This window comes from Mediterraneibacter sp. 210702-DFI.3.120 (assembly GCF_020561005.1).
Classification (GTDB): Bacteria; Bacillota; Clostridia; order Lachnospirales; family Lachnospiraceae; genus Mediterraneibacter; species Mediterraneibacter faecis.
Window position 1 is genome coordinate 13,862 of record NZ_JAJCNG010000007.1, and the last position, 16,560, is coordinate 30,421.

A 16,560-nucleotide genomic window follows, 5' to 3' on the forward strand; every position below is an offset into this window, starting at 1 on the left:
GCCCGACAGAGAGAGGTTTGCTTCTGTCCCTGCCGGGAGTTTATCGGCACGCTGACAACGCAAGTGTCAACATAGGGTTTGAAACTTTTTTCGGGTAGTTATTTCTGTTTTCCAAAATACTATTGAAAAGTTTTTTGAATGTTCTTGTTGACACCTGTTAAAAAGTAGCTGAAACACCGGTAAATACAAAGGATTTTGGTGTCAACAAAAATGTCAACAAGCAGTAAATTTCCGGGTAATCAGTAGCCTTTCGGCATCAAAATCAGCCTTTCTCTCTGTCGGGCAGATCAAATGGCAGCTCCAACTGTTCTGCTTTCGTCAGCTTTGTAAATCCATCTTTATCCGGTTCGTTGCCACCCTCTTCTTCTGCTCCTTCCCTGATCCAGCTTCTCTGTCTGCCATATCCTTCCTTTGAAAATCTGTGGACTCCGGCTCTCTTCCAGCCAGTGATCTGCGTATCCATAATGGAACAGATCTCATTTGTCTCGAATTTTTTCGGCTCCCGGTCAAAATGGTCAAAGGCTTCTTTCCAGATCTGGACGGAACATACATGACTACCTTTATAAGCGTCCAGCCAGCCTTGTATCATTCCTGCCATCGTATCTTCCTGTGTGAACTGTTTTCGGTATTCACTGATCTCCTGCTCCATTTCCTTTGAGAACTTCAACAGGCTGCTCTTATTCTCCGTTGACCAGTAGATTTCCATTACTTCTGCCCACAACTGGTCAAAATAGGATCTGGCTTCTTTTTCATCATCGAGGATATGCTTCTCTGCCTTACTGCTGTCTATAGCAATCGGCAGGAACCGTCTTGCCCCGGTACGGTCAAAAGGAATGAACTGCCTTGTGTTCGTTGAACCTGCAAAGATACACTGACGCTTCCGGTCTTCCTCATATTTATCATAAGGGTTCCGGTAAGTGTCTTTCTGTCTGGTCAGGAATGACTTGATTTCCTCATTGCTCTTTGCACTGATTGCAGCAATCATCTCCGACATTTCCATAATCCAGTGTCCCCGGAGATGCTCGTATATCTTACTGTCATTCAACTGCTTCAGATCATCAGAAAACCAGTCATCGTTCAATGCAAGAAAACGGAAAAATGTGGATTTTCCGGCTCCCTGCTGACCTACCAGACAAAGCATTTCATCTGCTTTACAACCGGGGCGGTAGATTCTGCTTAATGCTTCCATCAGGAAGTGCTTCACAACCTCATAGACAAAATCCGAAGCATCTGCCCCCATATACCGTTGCAGAACATAACGGATTCTCTCCTGCCCGTCCCACTCCAGTTGTTCCAGATACTCACAGATCGGGTGATATGCCCGGCTGTTGGCTTCTATGCGAAGTGCCTTATCCATACATTTTTCACTTGTGAGTTTGTAATAGCGTTCAAAGAAATAGTAGAAATAAGTCCTGCCATCATCATCCAGCTTGCAGACTTCCTCATTCCACCAGAGTTTTTTTACAATATCAATCCTGCCTGTCAGCTTGTTGTATTTCATACTCTCACGCACAAGCGGATCATTTCTCAGCACAACCATATAATTTCCAACCGTTGCTTTCGCAGTTCCTTTCTGTGTATATTCCAGCATCTGTTTCACTTCATCGACTTTGCTTTTATCTACCATCCGGAACATTTCTTTCATGGCATCTTTCTGTTCTTTTGTGGCGATCTCCTTTATCTTCTCTTTCGCATTGCTCAATCCGCTCCACCTCCTTCCATTTTTCTTTTACAAGTGCTTCCTTATCTGCCCTGTCCCCAAAGAGCAGGATATCCAGATAATACTCAACAACTGACAACTCCCTGAGAGCAGTCATAAACTTTTCATGCCATTCTTCTGTCCGTGTTTTTGGTGCATACTGTTCTTTCCATTCCAGAAGCAGGCTCAGATAATCCAGATAGGCTCTCAGGCATCTCAGATGTTTTTTCTGCCAAAGTTCTTCTGGTGTCGGCTCTGGCTTTTTTGCTGAAACGCTTCTCCTGTTCTGCGGTGATCCCCTGTCCCTGCCGGAATAAGGAATCCCAAAATCATCTGCCAGCTTCATGGCTGCATCTTTCAATCCAATGTCAAACAGTTGTGCCGTAAAATCAATGGCATCTCCTGTACAGCCACACCCGAAACAATAATATCTCCGGTCAACTTTCATGCTGGGTGATTTGTCATTATGGAAAATGCAGCGGATCAGTCCGCTCCTGTTGGGCTTTAACCCATACCTCTCCGCAGCCTGCCGGACGGTCACATTCTGTTTTACTTCATCAAATAATCCCAATTCGTTTCCTCTCTTTCTTAAATCTGCTTCCCAAATCTGGGAAGCAAGTTTTCACAAAAAACAAAAAAGCACTTTGTCCTGTCCTTACGGAATCAACAAAATGCCCTTATAGTTCCAGATCACTGGAATGTGATCTTCCTTTATTCAGTTGTTTTCTCTCTGCCTCTTCTCTTTGAATCTTTGCTACGTTCAATGCAAGTTTTTCTCTGATTGACGGCTTCACTTCTTTTTTGATTTCTTCTACAACGGCTTTTTTCTTCTCTGGCTGTTTTAACTGACGGACAACCCTCACAACAGCTTTTTCCATCGCATATTCGATTTTTTTAATCAGACCGTCCAGCCTGTTTATCGCATATTCCTTTTCTTTTCGTGATGCCTTACGTTCCGGACTCTGAATCCATCTCTTAGAATCTTCCGCAAGACGAATGTCATCTTTTCTGGTAGCCCGCATTGTTTCCTCTGCGACTTTATCCACAGCCTTGTCATAGGCTTCACTGGATACTTCGTCAAGCAAGGTTTCCACATCTTCAATACGGAGGGTAAGCTGTTGCAGTTCCTCTCTCTGTTCTTCAATCAGCTCGCCCTGACTTAGAATCCGGTCAGAATTGGAAATGAAATTTTCTTTAAATTCTTTTTCCTGCTGTTCTATTTTTTCTTTCTGTGACTGGATAACCTTTTCATTTGCCCTGACATGGTTTGACTGCCTTGCAAGTTCCAGATGATTCGCATTGACCTTATCCCTCTGCTGATTGAGCATTTCCTGCTGAACCGCAATCTCTTCTTTCTGCTTCATTCGGATATAGTCCTGTTTCTCCAGATACTGCCTTCCTCCATAGGACGGTTCTTCGTCAATTTCCAGTCCATGACGTTTACAGATATCCAGGAACATTGTCCGGCAGGCAGAATCAAAAACAACCTTACGGTTATTTGTCTTTGATCTTTTCTTTTCCGGATTCGGAAGTTCAAAGCCAAGTTCTTCCAGTGCCGCTTCCTGTTTCGGTTCAATCTCCCCATACCGGTTCGTAGCATCGAATACATGACGCTCATGAATATGCGGAGTCGCTTCGTCCATGTGCAGTGACCAGTCAATGATATGCACATTAGAACCAAACCGCTCATCGAACTCTTTCTTGAATTCATCAAAAACCAAAACCAGCGTTTCCACAGAAGCGTGTTCATCTATCGTCCCAAGCTGATAGATACTTTCTTCCGGACAGGTCTTTTTATTTTTCAGAACATCTTCCACCCCTTTACATCTGTCGGGGTGTCTTGCTTTCTCATGACGTTTATTCTGGTTAATCACATAATCGCTGTAATGATCCACATAGTATGCCATCTCAATCTGGTTAAAAGAAAAATTATCCTCTTTTCCCCGGTCTGCCATTGTGGTATATCCCTGATAGCAGTCCCAGTAAATATTCTGACGGACACGTTCATTGTCAATATGCTCACTGTGTTCCGGGTCAAATCTCCGGTCATTGTGAAGCGGATTGTAAACACCGTCTTTCCCAGATCTGCCGTTATGCCTTGTGCCTTTCAATTCACATCTCTCCTTTTTTCAAGTTGTTTCCCCGGAGGGGATTGCAGCGAAGCTTCCAAAAGTCTCTGTCCCCGTTACAGACAGTACCCAGTACCATATGGCGAAACGCCATATCACTGGGCAATGGCTGCCGCCCTTAACCTGCTAAGGGCTTTGCCCCTTAACCCCAGCAAGATGCTGCCGCTCTTTGCAATCTGGGCACAAAGGACTTCCAGCCCTCTGTACTCCCAGCAGACAAAACGTAACTCCTGCCGCTGTCCCTTCAGCAGGATCTCCGTTCCGTCTGTTTTTCAAAAATCCTCTGCATCGGATTTTGTGAAAATATAAAAATGGGTAAAACAAAGGGCACTAACTTTTTACGGTTAATGCCCTTTCCTTTACTCATTCACTTTTCAGATAATTCCTGTATGTATCATTCTGATAATTGCTTCAGAACCATTTTAACATTCTTCCTAAGTTTCATTCCGTCCCTCAGTCCCAACCGGTAGAAAAATTCTTCTGTCTCTGCTCCACTGTTAAATATCTGGTCGCAATATTTTGTAATGGCCTCTTCCTGTTTCTGTGGAAGTGTGGCAATCACTTTTTTATATTCTTCCTCAACTTCATCTGGTTCTGTCACAGACGGCTGGCTCAGTTTCCAGTCTGCATACTCTTTTCCCATATGCTCCGTTATGGTCAGGTTGATAAATTCTTCAATCTCTTTTGTAATCTTCATTTAAGAATCCTATTCCTTTCTCCAGTGGTCTACTTCATCAATCTGATTTTGATTGTTTCCAGCCACACCACTGCCCAGCCAGAAAGCACAGCAGGATATAAAGTATAAAACCTGCCACAAGCATCCTGACCGCTTCTGTGCCTGTCTCCTGTCCGAATCCATACCCTAAAACTGCTGTAATGCAGATGATCCCCGACAGGATATGAAATACCGTTGCCGACAGCCATGTGAAGAACATAACCACCAGTTGTATCATTGTCAGGCATATACGCACTGGCAGTAATACGATTTTCACAATAATTCTTACAACAACCATGACTGTCCACCCCTTTCACTGTTTCAGATAACTACGATAGCTGTCTATCACAGAATCTGTCACACCGCTTTTGTAAATCTTTCGGATATCAACGATTTTTTCATCTTTCAAAAGTTTCAGCCAGTCCAGTAAATCTTTTCTGCTGTTTGCAAAATTACAACATCTTCCGTCTGCATATTCAATCCAGTATCTCATAAGTCCCTCCTACACATACACCAGTTCATTTAAAATAATTTCATCTACCCGGCTTCTTGCATTGTTTGCCCGGCGAACCCATTCCATCTGATCTCTGCTTTTCAATTCTTCCGTAATGCCTTCCTGCTCCATAATCTGTTCCATGAGGAAATCCCTGCGTTCCAAACACTGCTCATTCAGATCTGCGAGATACGTCCAGAGCTTACCACTCAATGTCAGATAGGAATACAAGCCACTCTTGTAATCTTTCAGATAGTTTCTGTGAAGACTTCCATAAAAACCAATCTCTCTTTTCTCTTCCGGCACAGCGATCAGCGGCAGATAGATTTCCCCGACAAGGATATAATCCAGACCATTGCTGTCATCGTGAACGATTCTTTCTAATTTACTCATGCTGATGCGACTCCTTTCTTCGGTTCTGCAGGTGGAAGCAGTGATACCGGAACGAACACACCCTTTGCAATATCTTCCTGACGGATTTCCTCTTTTTTTGCATCCATCTCAGCTTTCTTTTTTGCCTTTGTCCGTTCATAGTATTCTTGCTGCTTGCCATTTGCTTTCCTTTTCAAGTAATTCTGATGAAGCCTGTCTTTTCTGGCTTCCCGCTTCTTCATTTCTTCAATTTCTTCCGGTGTCATTTCCACCTCACCGAAATGTGGCGGTAAATATTTTCCAATAAAATTAAAATAGATTTCCACTTCCTGAGTTGTCTCAATGCTTCCTTTTCGGTCACGCTCATGAACCACAATCTTTTCTACAAATTCATTCAGCATGTAAGTGGTCAATTCCTCAAAGTTTTGGTATTTATCAACCAGCGCAATAAACTTCTCCGCTGATCTGCGACCTTCTTCATAACCTGATAATTCAGCTTCCATATCTGCAATTTCTGCCGACAAATCTTTCTGTTCTTTAGAATACTGTCCGTCAAGAATCGTATATCGTTCATCTGGCAGCTTGCCAAGAATATTGTCCTCATAGATTCTGCAGATCAGTTTTTCCAGTTCCTGCACACGCTTTTTTGCTTCTGCTAATCTGTTTTTCAATCTTGTGATCTCACTGGACTGCTGTGAAGTCTGTGCCTTTTTTACTGTCTCCAAAAATTCTTCACGATTCAACTGTGAATACTCCGCAACAGCCTTTAAAAGTTCCTTAATCAGCTCCATAACCACATCAGCATTAATTCTGTGCTGTGTCTGGCAGAGTGTTCCAACCGGAACTTTAGAATATGCCGAACAGGTATATTGTGGCACCCGCTTGCCATTATTTACCCGATGGACATACATTTTAGAACCGCAGTCTGCACAATACATCAGACCTGTCAGCGGATGGGCTTCTCCCCATCCATCTGGATACCTTCTCACATTGCTTCGGATTCTCTGCACATTGTCAAAAGTTTCCTGATCTATGATTGCTTCCTGCGTGTTCTCAAACACCGTCCAGTTATCCTCAGATACATAATGACTTTTCTTATCTTTGAAATGCTTTCTGGTCTTGAAGTTCACTGTATGACCAAGATACTCTCTTTTTTTCAGAATACCTGCAACAGTAGAAGAACCCCAGCCATAAGGATCTTTGATTTCTTCTACTCTGCCTTTCCATAATCCGGCATCTTTCTTTGCCATATGAACTGCTGGTATCTCAACTTTATCCTCTTTCAGTGCCCTGGCAATCTGATATGGTCCGTAACCGTCCATTGTCATGTGAAAGATTCTCCGTACAACTACAGCTGCTTCTTCATCAACAATCCATACATTCGGATCATCCTTGTCTTTCAGATACCCATACGGTGTTGTACTTGCCACATGCTTGCCGGATTTTCCTTTCGCCTTGAAAGTGGATTTTATCTTTTTGCTGGTATCCCTTGCATACCATTCATTCATGATATTTCGGAATGGAGTAAAATCATCATCCTCCCGGAAGCTATCTACATTCTCATTGACTGCAATCAGGCGGACATTCTTCTGTCGTAGCAACTCCATATATTGCCCGACTTTCAGATAATCTCTTCCCATTCGGCTCATATCTTTAATCAGAATCGTTCTGACTTTCCCTGACTCTACTTCTTTCATCATGGCAAGAAAGCCTGGACGATCAAATCTTGTACCGGAGATACCATCATCAGTAAAATGAACAAGATTGGTGAATCCATGTTCTTTTGCATATTGTTCCAGCAGTTTCTTTTGGTTCGAAATACTGTTGGATTCTCCGTTTAATTCATCATCACGACTAAGACGTTCATACAACGCTGTCATGAATCCCTGTTTCTCTGTCATAGTCAGATGTCCTCCTTCGTTTATTAAGTTCCTGTTCTCATCCCATATCCGTTCCTGTACCGGGTTCTAATGTTTCCGGGACGTATTAACCAGAAAAGACACGCTGAATGCCTATTCAGTTCTGGTATCACTACGGGCAGGCTGTTTCGTTTTCAAGGTTCGTGTAAGAAGTAAAAAAGTTCTTTACACTAAACGAAATGCTCAGAGGTCTTTTTACAGCCCCCTTACTGCATCTTTTTTGATTTCGTGTCATCTTTTTAAAGTTCCTTACACAATCTCTGTACTGACGAAACAAAATACGGACATGTTTTGAAATTGTTTTTTACAAAATACAATTTTGTTCTTTAAGGTAAAAAAATAAGCCTCAAGAGACTTTTTAATCATTTTGGAGCTCCAACTCTTTAAAATTGATTGATTAAGAAGTCTCTTCAAACTTACTACACCTGAAACAAATCCACATACAGAAGCAACTAATGCACTTTTTGTAAATAAGAATCCAAGGAAGCATAGAATATATAATGCTGCTCCACCGATCATTAATTTTTTACGTCCTACATGATCCGAAATCTCTCCACCGATCCAGACGCTGACGAATTTACCAAAGCCTGTCCATGCAACTGCTGTACTTACCGCTGCAAGACCTGCTGCATATGCTGCTGACTGTGGGTCTGTCATATTGAATCCCCACTGTTTTGCAAAGTTTACGTTGTTCTGACTTAAAATGATAGCCTGGATACCATGTGTTAAATAGCAAAAATATACACAAAGGATAGACCACAAATATTTCTTTGCTCTCATTCCATCATTCTCCTTTTGTGAATGTAATTATTTTGCCTGAGCCTTCTGAAATTCCTGATACTCAGCAAGTGGCATCTCTTTTCCAACAAACAGTTCGTAGTTAACTGCCCCCTGCTGCAGAAGCATTCCTGCGCCACCGATTGCTTTGCATCCTGCTTCTTCTGCTTCAAGGATCATCTTTGTCTTCTCTGGATTGTATACAGTATCTGCAACAACAAGATCCTTACGGAATAAAGATTTGTCAACCAGAGTTACATCCTCGTGTGGTTTCATTCCCATAATCGTTGTATTGATAAGAATATCACAAGTTTTGATCTCTTCTTCCAGTTTAGCCTTATCAGCAAGATCCTCTACAGTAACAACACAGTCCGGACACTTCTCTGCTAATTTAGCCTTTGTTCCTTCTGCTCTTTCGTAGAATTTATCTTTTATATTGAAAATGTTAACTTCTTTTGCTCCGTCCAATGCTAACTGAACCTGAATAGCTGTAGCGGCTCCACCGGCACCAAGGACAACAATCTTTTTATCTTTTACAGATACACCATTGATCTCGAGATTTTTAACAAATCCAACACCATCTGTAATGTATCCTGTGATCACACCATTATCATTTACAAATGCGTTACATGCTCCGATGATCTCTGCTGCCGGAGAAAGTTTGTCAACTAACTTTGCTGCAATATTTTTACATGGCATTGTAAAGTTACCAGCGCGCATGTTGAATAAACGAATTGCCTCAAATGCTTTTGGCATTTCTTCCTCTGTTACATCAAACGCCAGATATGCATAATCTAATCCGTCATGCTGGAAACTGAAGTTGTACATTGCCGGTGATCCTGAATGTCCAACCGGTGATCCAAATAATCCCATTAAGCCTGTGTGTCCAGAAATTCTTTTTTCCATGATTCTAATCCTCCTGATATAATTTCATTTATAAATTCAATGCAACCTCATATGCTTCTTTTGTGGCATCCAGTGCACGGCGTGCTCTTACTGCGTCACCTACCATGTGGACTTCTGGTACGATGTCTTTTAATTCTTCTGCAAAGTCATAAACTACGTTCTGTCCATCACGGTGTGTATAACGTGAGCTGAATCCCATAGAGAGAACAACTGTGTCGAATCCTCTTGCCTCGTAGATTGTCTCGTCTGATTTATCTGCTGCATTTTTGTAACTTACGCCATCTGAGAAGATCTCTGATACAGCTGCACTTGTAATCTGTTTGATGCCATATTTTTCAAATGCTTCCATAAGAAAAATTCTGTGCTCATGGATCACATCCGGTCCGATCGCGTCTCTCATTTCGATAATGGCTACTTCATGTCCCTGCTCTGCTAAGAAGTCTGCTGTCTCTGCACCTACCATACCGCCACCAACAACTAAGACATTATGTCCTACCGGGCGTGTTCCTTCCAGGCAGTCAACACCATAGACGATATCCGGATTTTCAATACCTTTGATAAATGGAAGTACTAAAGTCTCAGCTCCTGTTGCAAGGATCACTGCATCCGGTGTATCTTCTTTCAACATCTGTGCAGTTACTTTTGTATTCATCTTGATATTAACTCCGGCTTTTTCACATTTTACAATGTAACTTCTGATCATACCTGTGATATCACCTTTTCCTGGTGGATATGCAGCCAGTCTCATATTACCGCCAAGCTTATCTGTAGCTTCAAATAATGTTACATCATGTCCGCGTCTCTTCGCTGTAAATGCAGCACACATACCTGCCACACCACCACCGATCACGTAAACTTTTTTCGCCTTTTCAGCCTTCGGAAGTCTTTCTTTTTCATGTCCGAGTACTGGATTTACAAGACAACAGATTGGTTTACCTGCATACATATTGGCAACACAGCCCTGAAGACAGGCGATACATGGTGTAAGATCTTCCAGTCTTTCTTCCATTGCTTTCTGTGGTGTGTGCGGATCTGCAAGTGACTGACGTCCAAATGCTACTAAATCTGCATTTCCCATTTTAATGATCTGTTCTGCAAACTGTGGTTCTGTATATCTTCCGACTGTAATAACCGGAATAGAAACACATTTCTTGATATTTGCAACAAGCTCTGCTGAGAATCCGCCGTGAATTCCTGTCGGAGCCCACATATACTCATCTTTTAAATGTACTGCACGGGATACATGAAGACCATCAATTCCGCAATCTTCTAAATAAGAAGCAACTGCACACATATCGTGATTATCAAGTCCTCCAAACATGTCTTCTGTACTGTTAATACGTGCAAGAACAGCAATCTTTCCTTCTGTTTTCTTCTTTACTTCTTCAATAATGAGACGTGAAAATCTCATTCTGTTCTCAAAGTTTCCGCCAAATTCATCGACACGCTTATTTGTTCTTGGTGACATAAATGAATTTACAAGATAGCCGTGCGCCATATGGATCTCTACTGCATCTGCTCCACCTTTCATTGCACGTTCTGCTGCTTCACCATATCCTTTTACAAGCTCATACACTTTTTCTGTAGATACTTCTTCAGGAATGTCTCTTCCATCTGCTGATGCGATTGCTGTAGCAGCCTGGATCGGTGCTCCTGCATTCTTTGCATTTCCTTCCGTTCCTGCATTCTGAAGCTGGATAGATACCTTTGCACCTTCTTCATGGCAGGCATCTGTAATTTTCTTTAGGCTTTCAATGCTGTTGTCATCATAAAGGCATGGTTTCTTAGGACCGCCCTTCGCTCCTTTATGTACTACAGTCGCTTCAATTGTGATCAGACCAAACTGACCTTTCGCACGCTCACCATAGTAAGCCACAGATTCGTCACTCCATGTTCCGTCTGAATTTGCGAAATTATTTCCCATCGGTGGAACCACAAAACGATTTTTAACTGTCATAGGTCCAATCTGAATCGGAGAAAACATATTTTTGAATTTCATCATTTTACCTCTCTCTTTGGCATCATCTGTTTTTTCAAATTAGTCTACCAACTCTGGCCAAACTTCTTTTAATACTTTCTCTGTATTTTCATATGTATAAGCAGCTGCTTCTTTCAGTCCTTTTCCAAGAATTGCATCAGAAATAACTTCTACACCAACAACCTTCGGATCAACTCCTGCGTCTTTGATCATCTTAACAAATCCTGCTGTATCTTTTGCTCCTGTTCCCGGTGCAAGACGATCGTGCATAGACTCATCTCTTAAAATAGATGCTGCATATGGTCTTTCATAAGCATCATTGATCTGGATAGAAATAACTTTCTTGGCAATCTCCGGTGTAAGGATATCGTATGGCTGATCTGCTCTTACCCAGTGCCATGTATCAAGAATGAGCATTGCGTTGTCGCATCCAGAAGCTTTTACAACTTCCCATCCTTTCTTAAGATCCGGAATTCCGCTGTATGGCATCGGCTCAACACCAATGATGTATTTTCCTGCTCTCTGGCAAAGTTCTTTTAATTTCTGTGCTGTGTACTCAACAGAATAATTTTCCATCAGTCCACAGTTGATGTGGCCTACTCCAAAGAGTTCGCACATATGGAAACACATCTGCTCTTTGTATTTCTGCTCATAAGAACGATGTTCCTCACACCACTGAACAATGTACTCTACCTCTGTTACTTTCATATCATGTTTGTCAAGAATTGCAAGAATGTCTTCATCATGAAGTCCTTCATTCAATGCATCAACATAAGTCTCTGCGCGAAGACCGATTCCTTCATATCCTGCTTCCTTTGCAGCGATTACACGATCTTCAAATTTGCACTGATCTCCAAGTGTCCATGAACTTACTGTGATTGGGTTTTTCTTTGACATAATTCTTCCTCCATTGTAAAAATTGAATATAATCCATTGGATTTTCCTGTTCAATCTTGTTATTTTTTTCTGGTTTTATTATATCTGCTTGTTAAATAAATGACAAATTAGTAATTCTATCACAATCCATGCATTTTGTTTATAGATTTTATTTACACTTCGTGTTACGATATTATTATCAATAAGCATTATTGCGTATTTATCCCTCAAATAGAGTAACTGTTCAGAGCCAACCTCCAAAATGCTACGCATTTCGTCGGTGTGGCGTATCCGCCAAATAAAATTTCAAAAACAGTCTTAAAAATGCAAGCATTTTACATCTGTTTTATGAAATTTTGCTTGGCTCTGAACAGTTACCAAATAGATATAAAATGAACCAGATTAAATGGGAAGATACAAATTTTTATAAGGAAGGTATCAGACTTTATGAATCTCTATCATCTTAGATATTTTGTTACTCTCGCTCATTTAGAACACTACACAAAGGCTGCGGAGATCCTTTCTATCACTCAGCCAAGCTTAAGTCATGCAATCTCATCTCTGGAAAGTGAGCTCGGAGTAAAACTCTTTGAAAAAGATGGACGTAACGTTGTACTCACAAAATGTGGACAGGCTTTTCTTGTCGATGTGGAGCAGGCTTTGGATATGCTGGATTCAAGTATCAATAAACTGCAGATGACCGGATTTGGAGAAGGTCGCATCGATATTGTTCAACTCCGTACGCTCAGCAGTGCAGTTGTTCCGAACTTTGTGAAAGGTTTTTTAGATTCCACCCCTAACAAAAAGATTGATTTTCATTTTCACAGTTCGACCGGACTTACTTCCGACATGATCCAGGGATTAAAAGAGCGAAAATATGACATCGCATTTTGTTCCAAGATGGACAACGAACCTCTCGTTGAGTTTGTTCCGGTTGCAAAACAAGAGCTTGTACTGATCGTACCGGAAGGACATCCTTTGGACGGAAAAACTTCGATTAATCTAAAAGAATCGCTTACGTATCCACATATCGTTTTTTCTAAACGAAGCGGTTTAAGACATGTAATTGACAAGTTGTTTGAAAATTGTGGCGGATACCCACAGATTGCTTACTCGATGGAAGAAGATCAGGGGGTTGCCGGATTAGTCAGTGCCGGATTCGGCATCGCAGTTGTACCACGAATGCCGATTCTTTCCTCCTTGCCGGTTTCAATCATAGAGATTGCCACTCCGTCCTGGGAGAGACTCTTCTACATGGCAACTTTGAAGAATGTTTATCAGGCACCTGTTATTACGAACTTTAAGAATTATGTATTGGAACATGCTGAAATATAGAATGATAAGTTTTCTTCTATTTTACAGCATCGGTACGATCATATTTACCCAGAACCAGCTCACCGGCATCACAAGCACCATGGCCGGGATCATGTCTGCGACTGGGAAATCGTGAATCTTTGCGATCCGAAAACCAGTTGCAAGAAGCAGGAAGCCTCCGCATGCCTTGAAATCGGCAATCATATCCGGCGTGGTCAGCGGAAAGATAAGTTTTGCTGCTGCAAATATGATCAGAAAAATCACGCACTGCGGAATCGCAACTGCTACAATCACCATACCTAATGTTCCTCCAAAAATCATTGCAGTAAAGAAATCCAGAATCGACTTTGAAATCAAAATTGTATGATCTCCACTCATTCCGGAATCCAGTGAACCGTAAATTCCTGTCCCACTGGCACAAAACAATACGATGATCGTCACGAGCATTGACATATACTCTTCTCTGGACATAGATTTGTTCTTATTTGGGAAGAGTTTTCCCACTGGTTTCTCCATGCAGGTCGCTGCGCTATTAATCATTCCGCCCAGATTGACTGCCAGACCAATGGCAGTTCCAATGATTACTGCGAAAATAACAGCAGGCATATTCTTCATAAGCCCAATGGAACTGACACCCATTCCCATTGCGCAGACTCCAAAAATCTTAGTAAGCTCTGCATTAAACTTCACGGGCAATTTGTGCCCGAATAATGCCCCGATCACACCGCCGGCTGCAACCGACAAGGTATTGATAATAACTCCTATTGGCATATTCATTCCTCTACTTTCTAAAACACAGATGCGGTGTAAGGAATCTCCTACACCGCAAATTTTCAGTTTGATATTCAGTTTATCATAATACTTTTTATAATGTAAAGCTTTTATTTTCTGAAACGCCTTTCGTTTGACTTAACTGTTTGTAAACATCACGTCCATTGAAAAGTCCTTTATAATTCAAAAATCTGATTGTCCACCAGTGTATAATTACCACCATCCATGTTTTTACGAACAAATGGTACACCTTTTCTCACATAAAAAGTATTCTCTTTGATCAGTGCATCCGGATTTTCTGCCGGACTGATTGTTCCCCCAAGGTCATCAAAACTCACATTATTGCGGAACGTATTATGAATTGCTTCCTGCAGGCAGAACATCACGCATCCACCTTCATTCTGTCTGCTGTAATTATATTCATAAACTGTTCCGTCACCGGAATCTGCATCATATGCCATACCATCCTGATTCAGTCGTGTATCGGCACCTTCATTATATCGGAACAATGCATCCTTACATTTCCAAGGCCAGATAGCCGCTGCCACCTTTCCTAATCGATCCGCCGGTTCACTATAGATCCTGTCATTGATCTCGCAGGCAATGGAATCTGTCATATTATGTTCCACAAGCGGACGAAGTGCATACATGGCTGTAATACCGTCACCACCTGCCGCCTTTACATAATTATCGCAAATTCGTATATTCTCATGTCCATATTTCAGGAAGATTGCCTCATCCAGTTCTGCTCCCTGGAACTTCTCATGTGCATAAGTGTATCCGACAGCAATTCCCCAACGACTCACCTGATACACAAAGCACCCCTCAACTGTGACATCTTTATAACGGGCAACTCCTGTAACCTCTTCACATTCCGGACGAAGTGCCGTCATATAGATACCACCGTTATTCATATGCTTATCGTACACATTTCCATTCACATCATGAATCAGCAGATTGCGAAGTGTGATCCCGTGCCGTACTCCTTTATCCTTTGCAACAACAGCAACACCTGTACGGTTCATTTTATCTCCAAGTGAATAATACTCTCCGATAATTTCATCCGCTTCATTTGTAATCTCCAGATCTTCTATAATGATATACTCTGCATCATACAGCAGAACTGCGGAAGATACATATCCATGATACACATGGGTCGGTGAATCCAGTGGAGCCCCATAATTCTGATACCAGATTCCCTGTCCGCAAGCCTCAATACGCGGTGCATCTCCCTCTCCATAAGCTCCGATCACGATCGGTGCCTCTTCGCTTCCGCTATCAGTCACATGAAGATACTGTCCATAGAAAACACTTCCGCGTTCAAGCAATATCTGATCTCCCGGCTGCAGACTTCTATGGTTGATTGCAAAAAGACTGGCGAATGCGCTCTCGCTTGTCAGTCCATCGTTCAAATCATTCCCCATCTTCGAACTCACGTAATACGTCTTCGATAAGCTTGTCATATGCATCCTCCCGTAATCTTTTTTCGATGATCTGTTCTACTTCTTCATAAGTAAAGAAATCTCCAAAATATCTGCCAAACAGATCCATGTTTTGCTCGTAAAAAACTTTCTTCTCCTGCTCTGTAAAATTTGGACATAATCCAGTCTTCTGAACTGCCTCACCAGGCTGGACAAAATCCAGTTTCAGTCGTGTCAGTTCATACTGCAAATACGCCGGTGCTGAAAAGTAACGTGGTCCATAGAACAGTTTCTTCTCCTGCTCCATCGTTTTCAGCTTTTCATTATGGTTCTGTCTTCTTGCTTCAAGTCCTTCCATAGAAGGATCATCAAGCAATCCCATTTTATGTGCTAAAAGGAAGGCACCCTGCGCCTTCCTTAAACATTCCTGTTTTATACAATATTTCTGCTGCATTATTTTACCGCTCCTGTAATTCCGTTTGCAAAACTCTTCTGTAAGCACAAGAAGATGATTGCTGTTGGAAGTGTACAAATCAATACACCAAGCATGAGCATACCATAGTCAACGCTGTAACCACTCTTCAGGTTTGCTACGAGCATAGGCATTGTGATTGCCTTGCTGTCCTGTAAAATGATTGTTGGCCATAAGTAATTGTTCCATGCACTCATAAATGTTACTGTCATAGCTGCTCCATAAGTAGATTTCATGACAGGGATAAACATCTTAAAGAAGATCTGAACTTCGCTTAATCCCTCAAGTCTTGCCGCTTCGATAATATCATGCGGGAATGAACGAGCTGCCTGTCTGAACAGCATGATCATAAACGGAGTGGAAATTGTCGGAAGCGCAAGTGCGATCCATGTATTAACCAGTCCCCATGAAGTAAACATCTTAAACAGCGGAATCATAATCGCTACGAAAGGAAGCATCATTGCAAGAAGAAGAATACTCATTAAAGTATCTTTTCCTTTATCATGATAAATCTCGAATCCATATCCGGCAATTGAACACACAAGCAGTGCTACAAATGTAATAATGATTGCATTTCGGAATGAGTTATACATTGCAAGTCCAAGATTCTGCATACCTACCAATGTCTTAAAATTCTCTATCAGGTGAGTACCCGGATACAGTTTACCTCTTACAACATCGATACTTGCATTCGTTGCTCCGCAAAGCATGTAGTACA

17 protein-coding genes are annotated in these 16,560 nt (G+C 41.7%); 1 reads left to right on the forward strand and 16 read right to left on the reverse strand.

The window, feature by feature from the left end; all coding sequences use genetic code 11:
* Positions 1-262 precede the first annotated feature (262 nt).
* The 12 genes from LI162_RS05190 to LI162_RS05245 all read right to left on the reverse strand — a co-directional run bounded on the left by LI162_RS05190 (position 263) and on the right by LI162_RS05245 (position 11,885).
* On the reverse strand, positions 263-1,702 hold the full coding sequence (locus LI162_RS05190) for a virulence-associated E family protein (RefSeq protein WP_227097757.1): 1,440 nt from the start codon (positions 1,700-1,702) through the stop codon (positions 263-265).
* Positions 1,617-2,270, reverse strand: coding sequence for a CHC2 zinc finger domain-containing protein (locus LI162_RS05195; RefSeq protein WP_021738884.1), 654 nt, complete (start codon positions 2,268-2,270; stop codon positions 1,617-1,619). The genes LI162_RS05190 and LI162_RS05195 overlap by 86 nt, the downstream gene beginning before the upstream one ends.
* A gap of 106 nt (positions 2,271-2,376) precedes the next feature.
* Complete coding sequence (locus LI162_RS05200) at positions 2,377-3,810, reverse strand: hypothetical protein (protein ID WP_021738885.1); 1,434 nt, start codon at positions 3,808-3,810, stop codon at positions 2,377-2,379.
* A gap of 412 nt (positions 3,811-4,222) precedes the next feature.
* Complete coding sequence (locus LI162_RS05205) at positions 4,223-4,525, reverse strand: hypothetical protein (RefSeq protein WP_021738887.1); 303 nt, start codon at positions 4,523-4,525, stop codon at positions 4,223-4,225.
* Between the two features lie 37 nt (positions 4,526-4,562).
* Entirely contained in the window at positions 4,563-4,841 is a 279-nt protein-coding gene (locus LI162_RS05210) for a hypothetical protein (RefSeq protein ID WP_044963260.1), read from the reverse strand.
* 15 nt (positions 4,842-4,856) lie between these two features.
* On the reverse strand, positions 4,857-5,036 hold the full coding sequence (locus LI162_RS05215) for a hypothetical protein (RefSeq protein WP_021738889.1): 180 nt from the start codon (positions 5,034-5,036) through the stop codon (positions 4,857-4,859).
* Positions 5,037-5,045: 9 nt separating this feature from the next.
* Positions 5,046-5,429, reverse strand: a complete 384-nt coding sequence (locus tag LI162_RS05220; RefSeq protein ID WP_118393060.1) for a TnpV protein — start codon at positions 5,427-5,429, stop codon at positions 5,046-5,048.
* The gene (locus LI162_RS05225) at positions 5,426-7,309 is read right to left on the reverse strand and encodes a recombinase family protein (protein WP_055156495.1); all 1,884 of its coding nucleotides are present in this window, start codon (positions 7,307-7,309) and stop codon (positions 5,426-5,428) included. Before LI162_RS05225 ends, LI162_RS05220 begins: the two co-directional genes overlap by 4 nt.
* 267 nt (positions 7,310-7,576) lie before the next feature.
* Positions 7,577-8,107 (reverse strand): hypothetical protein, encoded by a 531-nt coding sequence (locus LI162_RS05230; protein ID WP_227155919.1) that lies wholly within the window; start codon positions 8,105-8,107, stop codon positions 7,577-7,579.
* A gap of 27 nt (positions 8,108-8,134) precedes the next feature.
* On the reverse strand, positions 8,135-9,010 hold the full coding sequence (locus tag LI162_RS05235) for a shikimate dehydrogenase (RefSeq protein ID WP_054753027.1): 876 nt from the start codon (positions 9,008-9,010) through the stop codon (positions 8,135-8,137).
* A gap of 28 nt (positions 9,011-9,038) precedes the next feature.
* Complete coding sequence (locus LI162_RS05240) at positions 9,039-11,009, reverse strand: FAD-dependent oxidoreductase (protein ID WP_227155959.1); 1,971 nt, start codon at positions 11,007-11,009, stop codon at positions 9,039-9,041.
* A 39-nt stretch (positions 11,010-11,048) separates the two neighbouring features.
* A complete protein-coding gene (locus tag LI162_RS05245; RefSeq protein ID WP_117826845.1) occupies positions 11,049-11,885 on the reverse strand; it encodes a sugar phosphate isomerase/epimerase family protein in 837 nt (278 codons plus the stop codon).
* Between the two features lie 426 nt (positions 11,886-12,311).
* Between LI162_RS05245 and LI162_RS05250 the strand changes: the two genes are divergently transcribed.
* Positions 12,312-13,199, forward strand: a complete 888-nt coding sequence (locus LI162_RS05250) for a LysR family transcriptional regulator (protein WP_227155921.1) — start codon at positions 12,312-12,314, stop codon at positions 13,197-13,199.
* Between the two features lie 21 nt (positions 13,200-13,220).
* Here LI162_RS05250 and LI162_RS05255 read toward each other — a convergent pair whose 3' ends face one another.
* The 4 genes from LI162_RS05255 to LI162_RS05270 all read right to left on the reverse strand — a co-directional run bounded on the left by LI162_RS05255 (position 13,221) and on the right by LI162_RS05270 (position 16,552).
* Positions 13,221-13,949, reverse strand: coding sequence for a DUF554 domain-containing protein (locus tag LI162_RS05255; RefSeq protein ID WP_117826867.1), 729 nt, complete (start codon positions 13,947-13,949; stop codon positions 13,221-13,223).
* Positions 13,950-14,125: 176 nt separating this feature from the next.
* On the reverse strand, positions 14,126-15,412 hold the full coding sequence (locus tag LI162_RS05260) for a polyhydroxyalkanoate depolymerase (protein WP_227155923.1): 1,287 nt from the start codon (positions 15,410-15,412) through the stop codon (positions 14,126-14,128).
* Positions 15,363-15,824 (reverse strand): hypothetical protein, encoded by a 462-nt coding sequence (locus tag LI162_RS05265; protein ID WP_227155925.1) that lies wholly within the window; start codon positions 15,822-15,824, stop codon positions 15,363-15,365. The genes LI162_RS05260 and LI162_RS05265 overlap by 50 nt, the downstream gene beginning before the upstream one ends.
* A complete protein-coding gene (locus LI162_RS05270; protein ID WP_255615993.1) occupies positions 15,824-16,552 on the reverse strand; it encodes a carbohydrate ABC transporter permease in 729 nt (242 codons plus the stop codon). The genes LI162_RS05265 and LI162_RS05270 overlap by 1 nt, the downstream gene beginning before the upstream one ends.
* Positions 16,553-16,560: the final 8 nt, after the last annotated feature.